The 17,383-nt window shown below is 56.4% G+C and carries 12 protein-coding genes; 1 reads left to right on the plus strand and 11 read right to left on the minus strand.

Features of this window, described 5'->3' with window-relative positions:
* Positions 1-19: 19 nt before the first annotated feature.
* The 6 genes from A3850_RS17610 to A3850_RS17635 all read right to left on the minus strand — a co-directional run bounded on the left by A3850_RS17610 (position 20) and on the right by A3850_RS17635 (position 6,931).
* Positions 20-409 carry a hypothetical protein gene (locus tag A3850_RS17610; protein ID WP_068220255.1) on the minus strand — a complete coding sequence of 130 codons (390 nt, stop codon included), beginning with the start codon at positions 407-409 and terminating at the stop codon, positions 20-22.
* 46 nt (positions 410-455) lie between these two features.
* The gene (locus A3850_RS17615; RefSeq protein ID WP_068220258.1) at positions 456-1,637 is read right to left on the minus strand and encodes an ABC transporter permease; all 1,182 of its coding nucleotides are present in this window, start codon (positions 1,635-1,637) and stop codon (positions 456-458) included.
* 36 nt (positions 1,638-1,673) lie between these two features.
* Positions 1,674-3,005 carry an ABC transporter permease gene (locus A3850_RS17620; protein WP_068220261.1) on the minus strand — a complete coding sequence of 444 codons (1,332 nt, stop codon included), beginning with the start codon at positions 3,003-3,005 and terminating at the stop codon, positions 1,674-1,676.
* A gap of 235 nt (positions 3,006-3,240) precedes the next feature.
* Positions 3,241-3,906, minus strand: a complete 666-nt coding sequence (locus A3850_RS17625; protein WP_068221119.1) for an ABC transporter ATP-binding protein — start codon at positions 3,904-3,906, stop codon at positions 3,241-3,243.
* A 152-nt stretch (positions 3,907-4,058) separates the two neighbouring features.
* Positions 4,059-5,498 (minus strand): TolC family protein, encoded by a 1,440-nt coding sequence (locus tag A3850_RS17630; protein ID WP_068220264.1) that lies wholly within the window; start codon positions 5,496-5,498, stop codon positions 4,059-4,061.
* Between the two features lie 185 nt (positions 5,499-5,683).
* Positions 5,684-6,931, minus strand: coding sequence for an efflux RND transporter periplasmic adaptor subunit (locus A3850_RS17635; RefSeq protein WP_068220269.1), 1,248 nt, complete (start codon positions 6,929-6,931; stop codon positions 5,684-5,686).
* 326 nt (positions 6,932-7,257) lie between these two features.
* Between A3850_RS17635 and A3850_RS17640 the strand changes: the two genes are divergently transcribed.
* Positions 7,258-7,734 carry a hypothetical protein gene (locus A3850_RS17640; RefSeq protein ID WP_068220272.1) on the plus strand — a complete coding sequence of 159 codons (477 nt, stop codon included), beginning with the start codon at positions 7,258-7,260 and terminating at the stop codon, positions 7,732-7,734.
* A gap of 96 nt (positions 7,735-7,830) precedes the next feature.
* On the opposite strand, the gene dusB is transcribed toward A3850_RS17640, so the two are convergent.
* The 5 genes from dusB to A3850_RS17665 form a co-directional block, all read right to left on the minus strand.
* A complete protein-coding gene (gene dusB, locus A3850_RS17645; protein ID WP_068220275.1) occupies positions 7,831-8,826 on the minus strand; it encodes a tRNA dihydrouridine synthase DusB in 996 nt (331 codons plus the stop codon).
* Positions 8,827-9,144: 318 nt separating this feature from the next.
* The gene (locus A3850_RS17650) at positions 9,145-10,608 is read right to left on the minus strand and encodes a RagB/SusD family nutrient uptake outer membrane protein (RefSeq protein WP_068220278.1); all 1,464 of its coding nucleotides are present in this window, start codon (positions 10,606-10,608) and stop codon (positions 9,145-9,147) included.
* Positions 10,609-10,629: 21 nt separating this feature from the next.
* A complete protein-coding gene (locus tag A3850_RS17655) occupies positions 10,630-13,617 on the minus strand; it encodes a TonB-dependent receptor (protein ID WP_068220282.1) in 2,988 nt (995 codons plus the stop codon).
* 19 nt (positions 13,618-13,636) lie between these two features.
* On the minus strand, positions 13,637-15,919 hold the full coding sequence (bglX, locus tag A3850_RS17660; RefSeq protein WP_082921945.1) for a beta-glucosidase BglX: 2,283 nt from the start codon (positions 15,917-15,919) through the stop codon (positions 13,637-13,639).
* A gap of 63 nt (positions 15,920-15,982) precedes the next feature.
* Complete coding sequence (locus tag A3850_RS17665; protein WP_231915361.1) at positions 15,983-17,383, minus strand: glucoamylase family protein; 1,401 nt, start codon at positions 17,381-17,383, stop codon at positions 15,983-15,985.

Raw genomic sequence — 17,383 nt, forward strand, 5'->3', positions numbered from 1 at the left:
TAGTCGGGGAGGTTAAGGCCTAATTTGTGATTGGAGGTGGTGGAGGAGCGGGAGCATCATCGATGCCAAGGATACGACGAACAACGTTGGCCTTCTCTACAGCGGTGGCGATGACGGATTTATCCTCGCCCCTGTATTTGATGCTGATCTTACCACGCTCGGTGTTGAGCATCATCCGGATGCCCTCGGTGGTTTCTTTGGTCCAAGGCCCCCGGAAATCAGGGTGAACATCAGAATCGGTGATTTCAGCAAAGGCCTCAATGAGTTCGGGAATGCGATCATCGTCCACGATGGCTGAAAAGGTGAATTTTTTGTTCGTTTCGACTTCCGTTGTAATGGTAGTCTTGGATTGCGCGGTGGCGGGCGCGGCGGCCAGGAAGAGGCCAAAGGTGAGGAGTAAGTATTTCATGGTAGAAAGTACGAGTGATGAATTGATTGGTTGCTTGTGCGAAGCACTATTCTTCGTGCAAGACCGAAGCCGGCTGCAACGAAGCGGCCTGTCTACTGGGGACGAAAGCGCAAAGAACAACAATGAGTAAAATAGTTGCGATCGCGCCCAGGATGCCGAAGTAAAAGTACTTGCCGGGGATGGGCGTCAACTCCAACAGAGGTACCTGTACAGCGAAGAACGCCCCTAAGAGCAGGGCGGCGGAAGTCACTAACAAAATCTCCATTACGAATTGGGTAGTGATCTGTGAGGGTGTGGCGCCCATCGCTTTACGTAGCCCAATCTCCGCACGCCGCCGATTAATCTGTGTAAAGAGAACCCCGAATAACCCCAGCGCAATGTTGATGAGTAGGAAAGCCGAAATGATGGAAAGAATAACGATGGGCACGACAATATCCCGGTTAGCCTTTTTTCGGTCTTTCGCCATATCCCATATCACGACCTCCGTGGATTTTACCGCAGCGACTAATTGTTTGTAAATCGTTTCCTCTACGTCGGCTAGGGAACCCGGTTGTAGCCGCAGGATCATCATTTCAAAAGGGGAGTTATCCTCTTCTTGCATCCTGTGTAATTGGGGATACCATACCAAAGGGAAGTTTTCGGCGAAATTTCCTTTAAATTTAAAATCGCCGGTCACGCCTACTACCTGATATTCGCCGCCGATATCAAAAACGCTATCGATGACACTGGTGCCGGGGTAGTACCGCTCCTGAAATTCCTTATTAACCACCATGGGCGGGTATTTACTCGAATAATCTCCGGGCTCGAACCAGCGGCCTTCGATGAGCTCGACTTCCGCCGTTTCCGCGAAATGCTCATCGGTAAACATCATTTGGGCCATAATATTCTGTCCATTTACTTCGGATCCGTTCATCCACGTGCTGCTGCCAAATGGATTGACCGGCCCCAGCCAGGTAACCCCTTCCACCTGCGGCAGATCGAGCAAGTCGCGGCGGATCCGTTCCTGTAGCTGAATAGCGCCGAGGGAATCCAGGTCGTCAGGTAAATCCACCCGCACCCCGATGCTATTTTCGTAACTGAAACCGAGAGGTGACGAATACCGCTCAAAACAGTAACCTAGGAACCCATACACGCCGAATAAGACGATGAAGGCAAGCAAAATCTCCAAAAAGATCATGCTATTGGCACGCCGCTTATTCCACATTAATTTTAATAGGTGACCGATCATGGCTATATATTTTTAGGCTAATAGATGGGTGAGGTGTTAGCGGAGTGATTCCGCCACGTTCGCCCTACTCATGCGATAGGCGGGCAGGATACCGGACAGAAACCCGAACAGAAGGATGATGAGCAGGAAATACAGAAAAACGCTGGTGGAGTAAGACAAGCGTGCCGTACCGAGTAGGTCATTCGCGTTTATGTAGGATATCGCCATCAGCGCCAACGCCATGCCTACGATGCCACCGATAACGGTGAGGACCATATTCTCAAAAATGAATTGGTACAAAATATCGGTGCTACTGGCGCCGAAAGCCTTGCGCACGCCGATTTCCCCTTCCCGCTCATTGACGCGGCCAATATTTAGGTTAACCAGGTTAAGTAGCGGAAGGGCCACAAACAACAGTAACAGGATGGCAAGTGGGATAAATAGTAGCCGGACGGCAGTGGTGTTATCGTCCGCCCCGATCAGATTACGGGCAAAGCGTTCAAAGAAGGTGGCGCTGTGGATTTTCAGGGAGCGGAAGGGATCATCCGGAGGCAGTTGGTAGTTTTCTCCGAGGAAGTCCAATTCCGCTTTAATCGCTTCCCGCTTTTCGGGAGTGGAGGCTAAAAAGACGGCCACGAACCCACCCTGCGGCGAGGTTTCGGCCAGCTGTCGGTTATCGATCGTCGTAATGGGCGCGTAAACGTCTCCAGCAAACAGGCCACTATCCGAGATTGGCCGGCGTACGACACCACGTACCGTATAGGTTTCCCCGCCCAGGTTCATTTCCTGACCAACCACCGACGCATCCACGGAACCGAAATAGGTCAGGCTTGTCTTGTCGGTAATGACAACCGCCTTGTTCGCTCCGCGTTCGTCGTCCGCATTGAGGGGGCTCCCGTGGAGAAAATCGAAATCAAATACATTAAAGTATTGGTCGGAAACGTAGTACGTCTGAAAGGAGAACTTCCGGCCCTCCAGATAGCCCTCAATAAAGTTCCCACTACTAAAAAATGCCTGGTTCTCCACGCTCTCCAAATCCTTGAGGTTATCGTAAGCAAACCGATAGCTCATTGGCCCGCTGGACATGTACTTGCTATTGGTCTCCTCCAGCGTTTGGGTAGTATCGTAGCGCACCGCATCCCCTTCTACCTGAATGGTATCAATAGTGGTAATGGTATCGTAATTCATCGTAAACCGCTCGATGTATGGCACGACCACGAGCCGGTCACGCTCAGACAGCGGTTTATTATCTCCCAAGGATGCGTCATACAAAGAAGCAATCAACATTAAGATCATCAACGTAAAACTGATGCCAAATAAACTGACAAACGTATAAAACGGCTTACGTTTCAGGACCTTGAGGGAGAGGAGGAGGTAGTTTTTGAACATGACTTTTAGTTTATGTGGGTGGGTATGGTTTGAGAGGGGAAAAATGGATTCTCGATACTCGATTCTCGATTAGTGAGGACTGATTCGTTTCACGGCTACTTCGTGGTGGCTGCCGCACGGCTTTGTCGCACTGCGTGCTCGCTCGAGAGGTTCGGCGGTAGCGGAGCGAAGCGACAGTAGCAGCGGCAGCAAATCAAGAATCGCCAATCGAGAATCGAGAATCGAGAATCAAAAATCAACTCACCCTCTCCCCATCCGAAAGCCTAACCAACCGATGCGTTTTCTTCGCCATCCGCTCATCGTGCGTAACCATCACAATGGTGGTGCCCAATTCGGAATTGAGGCGCAGAAGAATGTCCATTATTTCGTCGCCCATTTGGCTATCGAGGTTACCCGTCGGCTCATCGGCGAGGATGATGTTGGGGCGGCCCACAATGGCCCGGGCGATGGCCACCCGTTGCTTTTGCCCCCCGGACAATTGGTTGGGGAAATGGCCGGACCGGTTACTCAAGCCCACGTGCGCCAGAGCCTCGAGGGAGAGGCGGCGCCGCTCCTTCCCACTCACCTTTCGGTAGAGCAGGGGCAACTCGACGTTATCCACTACGGAGAGATCATTGATCAGGTGGAAGCTCTGGAAGATGAAGCCCAACTGTTCGTTGCGGAAGCGGGCAATTTTACTACCGTTGTAACCGGTGATGTCCTGACCGGCGAGGGATACCGTGCCGGCAGTGGGCTCATCAATCAAGCCCATGATGTTGAGCAGGGTACTCTTTCCACAACCGCTAGGGCCCATGATGCTGAGGAACTCACCGGAGGGGACGGAGAGATTCATTTGTTGGAGGGCAAGGGTTTCGATGGTTTCGGTGCGGTAGGATTTGGATATGTTTTTTAATTCTATCATGGTATATCTTTTTAATTCAATTTGGCCTTCGGCTTTTTTTGTTTGGCCTTCGGCCTTCTTATTTCGCCTTCGGCTTTTTTCCATCACGACTAATGTCGTGGGGGACTTGCGGCGCTGCGCGCCGGGTAAGGCTAAAGCCTTACGATACGGTGTTATTCTCCCAGGGGTTTATCGTTAATGAAATCCCAGAGGGTTAGGCGGGCCAGGGAGGCGTAGGTAAGCCAGTAGGCCCTCAGGGTGCGGGCGTAGGCGCGCGTGTTCTGGTCGCGAAACTGCTGGGCCAGGGTTAATTCCGTCAAAGGGATGGCGCCGAGGGTGTAGCTCTCCTGGCTAATACGAAAGCGTTCGTTGGCCAGGTCGCGAATCTCCGTAGCGTACTTCAGTTCTTGTTGGACGGTGATCCACTGGTCCAGCAACTGAGTGAGTTCGGTGGTCAGGTCGAGGCGGGTGCGGCGGGCAATTTCCAGGGTGAGGTCACGGTTGGTTTCTGCCTGGCGGCGGAGATTTTTGCGTTGGCCCCAGTCCAGAATCGGCAGGCTGACGTTGACACTCACGATGCGCTCGTTCTGCGGGTCGGTATAGATCGGGGGCAGGTTTTCGTCGTTGCGCACGAAGCCAAAACCAGCCTCCAGATTGATTTGAGGGCCCAGGTCCCGCTTCGTCCGTTCCACCTCTCTTTCCGCCTCGCGAGTGGACTGAGCAGCAGTGAGTAGTTCGGGGCGGCGCTGCAGCATCTTGGCACCCGCTTCGTCGGTGTCGATGGCGATCGCTTTGGCGTCGGGTAGTTCGGGGATTAACAAATCACCGTCGTAAGCTCGCCCCAGGAGCTGTTGGATTCCGGCGGAGGCCGCCGCCACTTGGCGTTCGGCGCGCAGGGCATTTTGCTCGGCGCTCTTGAGTTCGAGGCGCAATTGTACGAGGTCACCCCGGTCAATTTTCCCCAGTTCGTAGCGCTCTTCGGCCACCGTAAACAGTTGCTGATTAGCCTCCCGGTTGAGTTCGGCGATCCGGCGTTCCTGGTCGGCGTCCACGAGGTTGAAGAAGCGTTCGGTCGCGACCAGGGCGGCATTGGCGCGGGCGGCGGTCAGTTCTTTTTCGCTTACCTCCTTAGCGAGCGGCAGCAAATCCCGATCCCATTTCCAGGCATTAAAACCGAGGATGGGCTGGCGGTAAAAAAGGCGCACCGGCGTCCCGTTATAGCTCTTGCTGTCGAGGGCGAAATTATCCGTCCGTTGCAGCCGGCTTTCGAGGCTCACCGTGCCCCCGGTCGCGGCGATGCGTTGGTTAGCAAATAGCCCGACGAAGCTGTTGTTCAATTCAATTTCGCGGAAGGCGACCGTGCCATCGTCCTGGGTCACTTCTGTGCTCGTCCGGAAATAATTGGGGAGGTTGGCGTTGAGGTCGACCCGCGGTTTCAGGCTGGCCTCGAAGGCAGTCAGCTCGTACTCCGCGCTGCGCAGATCTTGCTCGGCGATCAGTACGTTCGTCGCTTCCGCAGCGGCGAGTTGCTGTAGCTCCTGCAACCCAATCACCGTTTGGGCGCTGACGCAGGTACCGGGGAAAAGGGGCAAGCAAATAAAGAGCACCAGCATTCTGAGTGGAAACGCACCACTGAGAAAATGCTCCCTAATCAAAGTATAGGACTGGAAAAGAAGATTTTCACCTCGATCTATGAAACGCCTATCACGTCTCCCCTCTCTTTTGGAGAGGGGCCGGGGGAGAGGGCTACACTGATACCACCTATAATATTCCAATTGCTTCAAAAGACTTCCTTCCATTATTCATTAATTGTAAAGGCGGAAACCCGCTCCAATTCCTCCGTATCGGAAATGATGATGCGATCCCCCACCCTAAGGCCACTGGTGATCTCTACGAAATCCCCGTTCCGCATTCCGGTACCGACCTCAACACGGGTGGCTTCGTTACCCCGGACGACGAAGACCGACTGCCGTACCCCACCCCGGAAGGCAGGTCCGTTCTTAACCCGGGTAATGCCCTCCCGCCGGCTGGTGATCACGTTGAGTTCCGCCCGGAGATTGGGACGAAGCTGTTCGTGAGCTGCTTCATCCAGCTCCACCCGGAAGGTGATGGTGTTGTCCTTGATCTCCGGCAGGATGTCCGTCACCTCCCCCGCCAGTCGGACGTTGGCGAGCCGGAGATCAACCTCCTGGCCCACTTTGAGTTGGTCGGCGTACCGGTCCGAGCAGGTGGCCTCGATCTTGTAGCGGCCAAGGTTGGCGATGCGGGCCAGCGGCGCCCCTTCCGGCACCTGTTGGCCAATGGATTCGTTGACCCAGGTGATGACGCCGGGCCGGGGAGCACGGACTTCCGTTTCCCTCAATTTGCGGCTGAGTTGGCGGACTTCTTTTTCCTCGATCCCCACTTCCAATTGGAGTTGGCGTTTGCGGCCGGCGAGGCTGTTCCGGCTGTAGTTCAGTTCGTTCTCCAACTTATCGCTTTCCAGACGGGTGATTTGGACGGCCAGTTCGGCGGCTTCTACTTCTTCCTCGGTGGCGCCCCCGACCTTCAGGAGGCGGCGGGCGTCGGCGAGCTGAGCTTCGGCGGAGGCGAGTTCCAGTTTCTTTATTTGCGCGTTATACCCAAGCGCCTTCAGGTCTCGGTCGTACTCCAGGTTCAGCAGATTAATCTTGTTTTGCTTGACGGAGAGCTGGTCACGGCGACCATCGAGTTGCAGACCTACGTAGTCGCGGTCTAGCTTCATCAGCAACTCACCGGCGGCCACTTCACTTCCGGGGAAGAGTAGCACTTCTTCGATGGTGGTTGCTACGGGTGCGTTGACCTGCTCTTCGAAGGCGGGTAGCACCAGCGCCGTAGCGTTGATCGTATTGGCGATGTCGCCGGTTTCGACGGTGGCAAATCGCAGTTTGCCCTCATCCGCGGAGGGGGCCAACAGGCGGAGGCCGTAGTAACCGGCACCCAGGATGGCTAGCGCGATGAGGAGCCACTTCAGCAGCTTCCCACCTTTCTTCCATCCAGCGTTCGTTTGGTCAATCTGTCGATCCATGCCGAAGGATATGCCAGGATCGTGCCAAAAAGTTACCTATTTGGTTTTCAGCCACTTATATATATTAACCCGAGCATTCCTGTTCGATTTCGGACACGGACCGTTCAATTTCGCACTTCCAATTATCTGGAGAGTAGGTTCGATTCCCCTTCACTGAGCACCTGCGGCAGCGCCAAATTGATGTGATCTTTCTCAGCAACAGCTGGGTTATTCTGCACGCAAACACATTGTCGATTTAAAAGCAATGTCATAACATCAATTGCAGAATTATCCGAATTAGCTGAACTAAAATTTCAAAATTTAATTTGACATTGAAATACTCTACTATGAAAAATGATCTCTATCGCTACATCTTCTACTTCGCGGCGTCGCTCGTCGTGATTTTCCTGGTGGCCTACTTTACGGGCATGGCCGACAACTACTACCTGCGGTTCACCAATGGGTTTGCGCACATTGTGGTGCTCTACTATGGCATTAAAAACCTGCGTTTGCGCCAGCCGGAGACCGTCAACAACTACGTGAGTGGGGTGGCGCGGGGGATGTCCATCGGCGCGGCCGGCAGCCTCGTATTTGGACTCTTTATTCTGCTGTTTATGCTGGGCAATCCAGCCCTGGTAGCGGAATTGCAAGCCACGACCAACATAGGCGCCAGGCTCACTCCCTGGGCGATGGCCCTCATCATTTTTGCCGAGGGCGTAGCCGTTAGCCTGATTGGTTCCTACCTGTTGGTCCGCTACGTAGATGCCCGATTAGAAGCCAAGAATATTGGAGCAAATTATGCCAACCGCGGCGCGCTTTCCTAAGCCTAATCAGTGGCTTACCCTCACTGGATGAGCTAATAAAGCCCCTTCACCATTGCAGGTGAAGGGGCTTTTGGTTTTTTGCCCGTACTGCTTTGCCTAGACCATCGCGGGAACGCCGGCGTACACCGTACGCATTTCTTCGAGGGTGGCGAAAAGTACGTCCGTGTCGTATTCCTGAACCAACTTCTGGCGGTAGTGCTTCACGTTCGGCAGGCCACGGAAGTAATTTGTGTAGTGCCGGCGCATTTCGAGGACGCCGAGCTTGACGCCCTTCCAGTCGATGCTTCGTTCGAGATGGCTCTTGGCGGCGTTCACCCGTTCGTCGAGGGTCGGGCCGGGTAAGATCTCCCCGGTCTTGAAGTAGTGTTTGATCTCCCGGAAGATCCACGGGTTGCCGATGGCCGCGCGGCCAATCATGATGCCGTCGACGCCGTACCGGTTCCGGTATTCCTCCGCCTTGAGTGGGTTATCGATATCGCCGTTGCCGAAGATGGGGATGGAAATGCGCGGGTTATCCTTGATGGCACCGATCAAGGTCCAGTCGGCTTCCCCCTTGTACATCTGCTGCCGCGTGCGGCCGTGGATGGACAGCGCCTTGATGCCAACGTCCTGGAGCCGTTCGGCGACTTCTTCGATGTACTGGGTCTTGTTGTCCCACCCCAACCGCGTCTTGACGGTGACGGGCAGGTTCGTCCGGTCCACGATGGCCTTGGTGAGCTTGACCATCTTGGGGATATCCTGCAGAATACCGGCGCCGGCGCCCTTACAGGTCACTTTCTTGACGGGGCACCCGAAGTTGATATCGAGCAATTCGGGTTGGGCGGCCTCGACGATGTCGGCGGCCTTGATCATGCTTTCGATGTTAGCCCCGAAGATCTGAATGCCCACCGGGCGCTCGTAGTCGAAGATGTCGAGCTTTTCCACGCTTTTCGTCGCGTCCCGGATGAGTCCTTCGACGCTGATGAATTCGGTGTACATCATGTCACATTCCGCTTCCTTGCACAGGGCGCGGAAGGGGGGGTCGGAAACGTCCTCCATCGGGGCGAGGAGGAGGGGGAATTCTCCCAGTTCTATGTCGGCGATCTTTACCATAGCGCAAAGGTACGGCGTTCGGATAGGCTGGCTTGGCTAGTGGGTGACGTTTGAGATTTGGGGTGGGGCCGGGCGTTTGGAGGCCCATCCTGCTAAACCGGACGCTTGGAGGAGCTCCTACGTCGCACGCTCCAAGGTCCTTGATATACTGACTTTTAAGAAACCCCGCGACTTCTATAGATCCATTGGAGCGTCGCGAAGCGTCCTCTAAGCGTTCGGTATTCGAGGTACCCTGTCTAGATTCTTTAAAGCCGGACGCTTGGAAAAACTCCTACGTTACATGCTCCAAGGTCCTTAGTCGTTAGAAAATCCCCCCTTCTACCACCCAGCATTCTGGCTCAACACCCCTTCGCTCAGATCAATCTCCCCCTGCGGGATGGGAAACAACTCGTGCTTGCCAGCCACGAAATCTTTTCCGAGGGCTTGCATGGCCGTGGCGGCCCGGCCCGTCCGGACGAGGTCGAACCAACGGTGTTGTTCCAGGGCCAGTTCGGAACGGCGTTCGCGGTAGATGGCGTTGCGTACTTCAGCTTGGTCCAGGGAAGTCACGTCCGGTAGGATGCGGCGGAACCCGCCCCGGGCGCGTTCGCGGACGAGGTTCAGCAGCGGCAGCGCTTCGGCGGTCCGGCCAGTTTCGTTGAGGGCTTCGGCGGCGATCAACAACAGATCGGCGTACCGGAGGATACGGATATTGCCCGGGCCGTTACCATTACCACCGGGGTGGTCCACCACGAAGGCTTTTTGGTTGAAGCGCTCGCCAACGATGTTGTCATCACCCACCACTAGGGCGGACCCATCCGGCAGTACCTCACCTACCGAAAGAATGGTCGCATCCAGCCGGGGGTCACCAATTTCAAAACTGCGGAGCAAATCATCACTTGGGTTATTGAACCCCCAACCCAGGTTGGGTTCCCCGCGGACGCCCTGCACTTCGTTGTACTGCGTTCCGCCGCCACCCATCGGTAGGGCCGTTGCCTGCACCTCGAACATACTGCCGGGGCCATTCTCGCCTTCGCGGGTAAAGATGCTGCCGTAGCTCGGCGCGAGACTGTACTCGCCCCCTTCAATCACCTCCAGGGCGGCGGTTGCGGCTTCACTAAAATTTTGTCTGGTCAATTGGACTTTAGCGAGCAATCCCTTCGCGGTACCACGCGTCACCCGGCCGAGGTCGGCGTCGGCGTACTCCGACTTAGCGGGGAGCACGGCGGCGCCTGCTTCCAGGTCGGCGACGATCTGATCGTAAACGGCATCCACGCCGCTGCGGGGAATAGCAAAACTGGCGGGGAAGGGTTCCAGCACCAACGGTACCTCCCCAAACCAACGGACCAGGGTAAAGTAGAAGTATCCCCTGAGCACCCGTGCCTCCGCGATGAGCCGTTCCCGTAATTCCTCGTCCATCTCCGGCACTTCGGGAATCCGTTCAATGGCGAGGTTGGCCCGGAAGACACCATCGTAGTAGCCGGACCACACGGAAGCCGGCGCGGTATTGGAAGCCGTAAAGGTGAAGTCCTCCACCTCCTGCAGGAAGAAACCGTCCGAGGGGAAGCTCCCCTTTTCGGAGTCGTCGCTCACGATATCCGTCATCCCAATGAAGCTGAAGACGTGGACTTGCCACTCCCGCAACTGATTGTAGATGGCGTTGACGGATTGCTCCGCCTGCTCTCCCGTTTGGAAGTAGTTATCAAGGGTAAAGACGCCCTGGGGCTCCCGGTCTAGCACCTCCGTACAGGAAACGAGGCTTACGATCAGACCAAGGGCGATGAAGTATTTCTTGAATTGCATGTCGGTAATAGTTTATGGTGCTTAAAATTGAACGTCCAGGCCAAAAGTGATGGTCCGGGCAATGGGGTAGATATTTCCCCGGTCGATGCCGTTGTCGAAAACGGAACCATTGAAGATCTCCGGGTTATAGCCGCTGTATTCCTGGGAGGTCCATAAGTTCGTGCCGCTGGCGTAGATCCGTACCCGTTCAAGGAATAAACTACGGGTTACGCCGGCCGGCAGACTGTACCCAACCGTAACGTTACGCAAGCGCACGTAGGAGCCGTCTTCAATGAAGCGGCTGGACAGGGTTTCAATGTTCTGCCCAGCCAACGTGACGCGGGGTTCACTGTCACTGGTCCCCTCCCCGTTCCAGCGGTCCAGGAAACTGCGCTCGTAGTTGTAGGCACCGAAACGGGACATTTTCTTGGCATTGATAATCTGATTACCAAACTGTCCGGTAAAATTGAGACTCAGTTCAATCCCGGCGTACTGCACCGAACCATTGACACCAACGATGGCGTCCGGAATGGCCGATCCAAGCACTACCCGGTCGCCTTCGGGCGTAATGACGCCATCTCCATTCTGATCCCGGAAACGCAGGTCGCCCGGCACTTGAGTACCCAACGTCGGCAGCGCGTCCACTTCTTCCTGGGTTTGGAAGACGCCATCCAATTCGTAGCCCCAGAATGATCCTGCTACGAAGCCGGCCCGGGAGTTCGTACCGAGTTGGCCACCAACGCCAATTCCTCCGGCAAAGAAATCGCTTTGCTCACCGTCGAGCTTCAGCACTTCGTTGCGGACGAGGCTCAGGTTGCCGCCCAGGCTGTAGCTGAGTTTACCCTTTATTTCCCGCCAGTCCAGGCGCAAATCCACCCCCTGGTTCAGTACCTCGGCGATGTTCCGTACCGGCGCGCCGGCCCCGACGAAATCCGGGATGGGCGCGTTGAAGAGCACCCCGCTCGTCACTTTTCGGTAGAAGTCGGCCTCGAGTTGCAGGCGGTTGTCCAGTAGTCCCAGTTCGAGGCCGAGGTCGGCCTGGGTGGTGGTTTCCCACTTCAGGTCCGGGTTTGAGAGCGTCGTCAGTGTTGAGCCGGGCACCAAAACTTCGTCGGGCCCGAATACGGTGTTGATCCCACTGTTGACGAGGGGCGTGAAGCCGAAGTCGCCAATCCGGTCGTTGCCGGTTTGCCCCCAACTGGCGCGGAGTTTGAGGCGGCTGATGAAGCCGTCTTCGTTCCAAAACCCTTCCTGGCTGACGTTCCAGCCCAAGCCTACCGAGGGGAAGAAACCGAAGCGGTTGTTCTCCCCGAAGCGGGAGGAGCCGTCCGCCCGGCCGGAAACCGTCAGCAGGTACCGACTGTCGTAAGTATAGTTGATACGGCCGAAGTAGGAGACCAGGCCCCAATCCCCGCCGAACGTGCCATTGCCGTTCGTTGCCGTCAGCACGTCGCCGGCGTTAAGGTACCGGAGGCTCTCCGTTTCCCCGATCAGGTCCTGGCGGCCGCCAGAAATGAACTCCCCGAAGTTATCCTGGGTCGTCGCGCCCAGTAGGCCGTCGAAGCGGTGCACGCCAATTTCTCGTTCGTAATTCAATGTGTTCTCCCACAGCCAATTTCGGCGGTAAGCATTAAACACATTGATATTGTTGATCATATTTTGCTGGTTCGCCGAGACGAAAAAGACCGGCGTAAAGGCCCGGTTGCGGGCGTAGGTGAAGTCTAGTCCAAAGCTCGTCCGGACGCTAAACCCGCGCCCCAGGTCAGCCGCGATAAAGGCGTTACCGACGGCGCGGTAATCCTGGCTTCTATTGTCATTAAATTCAATCGTCGCCAGGGCGTTGCCCGTATTTCCTCGGATGGCAGTATTTCCAAAATTCCCCAGCGTATCCCGTACAGGAGTGATAGGGTCCGAGCGGTAAGCATCCAGCAGAATACCACCCGAATTGATATTGTCGGAATTACTCAGGATAAGGCTCAGGTTCGTCCCCACCCGCAACCAGGGTTTAATGCGGTGGGCCGCATTGATTCGCCCCGTCAACCGGTCAAAGTCGGAGCCTTGAATGATGCCCTCCTGCCGGAAATAATTGGCACTAATGTTGACGGAAGATTGCTCATTTCCCGCGGCGAAACCCACCTGCACGTTCTGGATGGCGGCCGTCCGGAAGATCGCATCCTGCCAGTCCGTTCCTTCCCCAAATTCTTCGGGGTTCGGGTAACGGCCGGGCCGGCCTTCGTTAATGTCCGCTTCGTTGATCAGCGTCGCGTATTCGGTAGCATTCACCACGTCGATCTTGCGCACCACTTCCTGGGTACCGGCGTAAGCGTTCACCGTCACCCGCCCGGCACCTGCGTCAGCGCCCTGCTTCGTAGTGACGATGATGACGCCGTTAGCTCCCCGCGCGCCGTAAATGGCCGTTGCCGAGGCGTCCTTGAGAACCGATACGCTCGCTACGTCCTGCGGATTAACGAATGAAATATCATTTAAAATCATACCGTCCACCACGAAAAGTGGGTCGGCATTATTCAGGGTACCGACGCCGCGAATCCGGAAAATAGCGTCCGCCCCCGGCGCGCCCGACCCCGGTATGATTTGCAAACCGGACACCTTGCCCTGGAGGCTCTGCCCTACTGACTGAGTGGGTATATCCACTAAATCTTCACTTCCAATCACCGCGACGGCCCCGGTCAGGTCATCTTTCTGCTGAATACCATATCCGATCACAACCACTTGGTCGAGAATCGCCGAGGCTTCATTCATGGAAACATCGATCTGAGTGCGCTGATTAATGGCCACCTTACGCGGCGAAAAACCGATATAGGTAAAAATCAGACTATCGCTTTCAGCCGGTACCCGCAGCGTGTAATTCCCGTCGATATCCGTAACCGTCCCACCGCCATTATTTCCGCTGATACTGACGCCAATGAGGGGCTCCCCGTTTCCGGTGACCAGACCAGACACCACGTTTTGGGCGCTGACGCAGGTGCCAAGAAAAAGACTGAGTGCACAAAAGAGTAAAATTCGTTGCATGATCTTAAATATCTAGAGATTATTGAAGACTAATGGTGAGGGCGTTCTGGGTCCGGGAATCTCCCCCGACGAAAATGCGGTAAGTACCCGGTTCCGTACCGAAACTCATATCCCGGCGGTGGAAAGAAAGGTCCTCCGCCGTAAGTTGAAAGCTGACGCGCTGCCGCTCCTGACCATTCAGAGTCACGCGCCGAAATGCTTTTAATTCCCGCAATGGCCGGGTGACGCTGCCAACGACGTCCTGTACGTACACTTGCACCACTTCGGTACCGGTGCGCTGACCGGTATTGGTCAAGTCCACCGAAATCGTCACAGTATCGTTAACGGTGAAAGCAGGTTTATCCACCCGCGGCTCACCGTAGGCAAACGTGGTGTAGGATAGCCCGTAACCGAAAGGAAAAAGCGGCGTATTTTCCTCGTCCAGGTACTTACTGGTATACTTATTATTGACGTCCTTCGGCCGGCCGGTATTCTTGGCGGCATAAAAGATCGGTACCTGCCCGATGGAGCGGGGGAAGGTCATCGGCAATTTAGCCGAGGGAGCGTAATCACCAAAAAGTAGATCGGCAATCGCATTCCCGGCCTCCGTACCGGGGTACCAGGCCTCAAGGATGGCCCCGGCCTTCTCGTTAAGAGTAGGGATTGACAGTGGCCGGCCGTTGAACAGGACGGCCACGAAGGGTTTTCCCGTTTCGCTGATGGCGTCCACCAGCGCATCCTGTTGGCCCGGCAGACCAATATTTGCCCGGCTCGCTGCCTCCCCGCTCATGATCCAGGTTTCACCGAGGGCAAGAATGATGGCGTCAGCGTCTCCCGCGGCCTTCACGGCGGAGGAGAAGTCCGGCTTACCCGCACTGGTGGAGACGACATCTACGTTGACAAAATCGATCTTTGTGTTCTGGCCAACCGCAGTGCGTAAGCCAGTCAGCAGCGTTACGACGTCTTCCGCTTTCCCATCCGCGTGCCAGGCACCGATCATATCCGCCTGGCTATCCGCCAGTTGGCCGATCACGGCAATGCGTTTGAGATCTTTACGAAGTGGCAGGAGGTTCTCTTCATTTTTCAGCAGTACCATACTCTCGCGGGCGATGCGGCGGGCGGCCTCCCGGTGCTCCGCGGTGAGGATATTGTTCTTTTCTCGCTCAGTATTGGAGTAGCGGTAGGGGTCGTCGAAAAGCCCCAGGGCGAACTTCAGTCGGAGGATCCGGCGGGTTGCTTCGTCCACAAGCTTCATGTCCACTTCTCCCGCCCGGACTTGGTCCTGCAGGTGGTCGTAATACACAGCTCCCTGCATATCCATATCGACGCCGGCCCGGACGGCCATCTTGCCCGCGTCCGCCAAATCGGCCGCGACGCCGTGGGGGATCATTTCGTTGATGCTCGTGTAGTCCGTTACGACGAAACCGAGGAAGCCCCAGGTTTCGCGCAAGATTTCCGTAAGCAGGTAGTGGTTCCCGGTGGCCGGTACGCCATCCACTTCGTTGAAACTCGTCATGAAGGTTGCCACGCCAGCGTCTAGGGCAGATTCAAAGGGCGGCAGGTAAAGGTCCTTTAGCACCCGCTCGGAGATATCGACCGTATGGTAATCGCGCCCGGCCTGTGCGGCTCCGTAGGCAGCAAAGTGTTTGGCGCAGGCAAGCAGGGTAAAGGGATCCGCAAGATCATCCCCCTGGAAACCCCGGACGCGGGCCGCGGCCATCACGTTGCCGAGGTGGACGTCTTCCCCCGCACCTTCCATCACCCTACCCCAGCGGGGGTCACGGGCGAGATCTACCATGGGTGCGAAGGTCCAGTGCAAACCGGCAGCCGCGGCTTCGCGGGCGGCAATCCGGGCGGATTCCTCTGCGGCTTCCGGATTGAAACTTCCGGCCTCCGCCAGTGGAATTGGAAAAATGGTACGGAACCCATGAATGACGTCATAACCGAACAGCAAGGGGATGCCCAGTCGCGTCTCCTCCACGGCCATTCGCTGGAGTTTCCGGGTGTAGTCCGCCGTATGGGCGTTGAAGATGGCCCCGAGGCGCCCCGTCTTGATGTCGGCCTCGTACCCCTTACGGATGGTGGGTCCGGTGACGTCCCAGTCGCTGGTCAGTAAGGTCATCTGGCCTACCTTTTCTTCCAGGGTCATCCTGGCCAGCAGAGCGTCAATCCGCGCTTCGTGTTCCGCGTTGTACCAATTTGGGATGGTCGTCTGAGCCGAGGCAATGACAGGTAGCATCAGCAAGCCGAAAGCCAGTAGCGAAGCCAGAGGACGTCGCCAAAAGGAGCGAATTAGTAAAGTGTGGGTAAGCGTACTATGCATCAATGTAGAAGGTCTCTTTAAGGTAAGTCCGGTCCTGCCCGGTAAATTTTGCTTGAAGGAATATCAGCTTTTCTCGTCAGCTACGGTATCCAGCCAGCCACCGGAAAAGCCGGCGCGTTCCAGCCCCCGCCGGACGTATTTGTTGCGCTTCAGCAAGTCCCACACCAGTCCGGATCGATGGTTTTCGATCTGAATGAGGATGGGCCCTTGATCAATCCCGAGGTAATCCTGGTCGAACCAGCCGGCCGGGCGGTCCGGGTCGGGGTAGCTCAGGTTGAAGGCATCCTTGAACCCATAGCGTCCGATCAGGCTGTCCTGATAGGTCGTCCACAGGTGCTCGAGGGCGGCGATGGATTCCTCCGGGGCGAAGGGGACGGACCCACCCGCCGCGGTAGGCGCAATGGTTCCGTCATCGATCTCGTGGAGGGCCGAAGCACCTCGCGCCCGGTAGCCGAAGAACCGGCGGTCGCGACCGTTTAGCGTTGTATCCAATTGCCCCGGACCGTCACAGGCGGTAAGGCCCCACTGGGTCGAACCGTAACCCGTGAAATTGCCTGGATTATCGATACAGTAGGTCCGATTAGCGAGGGTGGCCTGGCGGCTATTCTCGAAATAATCGCTCTGCCGTTCCCGCATGTATTTATCCTGGATGCCACGGAAGTCCACGTACATCTGGCTGTATTGATGGCCAAAGAGAGGGCTGAAGTTGAGGTGGTCCTCCCCCCGGTACTCCGCCCATTCGTAGCCATCCGTCCACCTCGCCCAGGAACCATCCGGAATGGGATGGGTGGGCGAACCGAGCGCGAGAATCAGTAGGACCATCGCTTCGTTGTAGCCATTCCATTCGGCGGGGATGAAGCCCTTTTCTGGGCGCCAACCCATGCTGAGGCGGCCCTTATCGTTCAGCGCCCAGTCCCATTCCGTGCGGAGGTAAAGGCTATCGGCTAGCGCGCGTATTTTCCGTTCGTCCTCCTCCGTCCCGTCAAAGTAGGATTGGACGGAGAGTACACCTGCCATCAGCAGGCCACTATCGATGGTGGAGAGCTCGACGTTGCGGTGGCGGAGAGCGTTGTCATTCGTCAGGAAGTGGTAGTAGAGACCGCGGTAGCCCGCAACGCCCTGCTCCGCATCTCCTTGGGGTAGGTTCCACAGTACCTCCAGTGTCCGGCGGGTACGGTCAGCGGCATCGGCCCGGCTGACGAATCCGCGTTCGGAGCCGATGGCGTAAGCGGTCAACCCAAAGCCCGTCGCGGCGATGGAACTGAAGTGCTCCGTTGGCCACCGGTCGGGAATCTGGTAGTTTCCGGGCAGGGCCGTCTCCCAGAAGAAGTCAAAGGTTCGGCGTTGTACCTCGTCGAGGCTGAAGGCCGTCTCCACCGGCGGGGCCACCTCCCCCAACGGAGAAGGTGGGCCCTGGCAGGCAAACAGTATGGCCAGGCAACAACACATCAGTTGGCGGTGCAT

The sequence above is a fragment of the Lewinella sp. 4G2 genome (assembly GCF_001625015.1).
Classification (GTDB): Bacteria; Bacteroidota; Bacteroidia; order Chitinophagales; family Saprospiraceae; genus Neolewinella.

What these genes read in the sequence shown, in the direction of transcription:
- A3850_RS17625 (WP_068221119.1), bottom strand. Translation starts at nt 3,906, where the DNA reads ATGATAGAATTAAAAAACATATCCAAATCCTACCGCACCGAAACCATC.
- A3850_RS17610 (WP_068220255.1), bottom strand. Translation starts at nt 409, where the DNA reads ATGAAATACTTACTCCTCACCTTTGGCCTCTTCCTGGCCGCCGCGCCC.
- A3850_RS17635 (WP_068220269.1), bottom strand. Translation starts at nt 6,931, where the DNA reads ATGGATCGACAGATTGACCAAACGAACGCTGGATGGAAGAAAGGTGGG.
- dusB (WP_068220275.1), bottom strand. Translation starts at nt 8,826, where the DNA reads ATGGTAAAGATCGCCGACATAGAACTGGGAGAATTCCCCCTCCTCCTC.
- A3850_RS17655 (WP_068220282.1), bottom strand. Translation starts at nt 13,617, where the DNA reads ATGCAACGAATTTTACTCTTTTGTGCACTCAGTCTTTTTCTTGGCACC.
- A3850_RS17620 (WP_068220261.1), bottom strand. Translation starts at nt 3,005, where the DNA reads ATGTTCAAAAACTACCTCCTCCTCTCCCTCAAGGTCCTGAAACGTAAG.
- A3850_RS17615 (WP_068220258.1), bottom strand. Translation starts at nt 1,637, where the DNA reads ATGATCGGTCACCTATTAAAATTAATGTGGAATAAGCGGCGTGCCAAT.
- A3850_RS17650 (WP_068220278.1), bottom strand. Translation starts at nt 10,608, where the DNA reads ATGCAATTCAAGAAATACTTCATCGCCCTTGGTCTGATCGTAAGCCTC.
- A3850_RS17665 (WP_231915361.1), bottom strand. Translation starts at nt 17,383, where the DNA reads ATGCACCGCCAACTGATGTGTTGTTGCCTGGCCATACTGTTTGCCTGC.
- A3850_RS17640 (WP_068220272.1), top strand. Translation starts at nt 7,258, where the DNA reads ATGAAAAATGATCTCTATCGCTACATCTTCTACTTCGCGGCGTCGCTC.
- bglX (WP_082921945.1), bottom strand. Translation starts at nt 15,919, where the DNA reads ATGCATAGTACGCTTACCCACACTTTACTAATTCGCTCCTTTTGGCGA.
- A3850_RS17630 (WP_068220264.1), bottom strand. Translation starts at nt 5,498, where the DNA reads ATGCTGGTGCTCTTTATTTGCTTGCCCCTTTTCCCCGGTACCTGCGTC.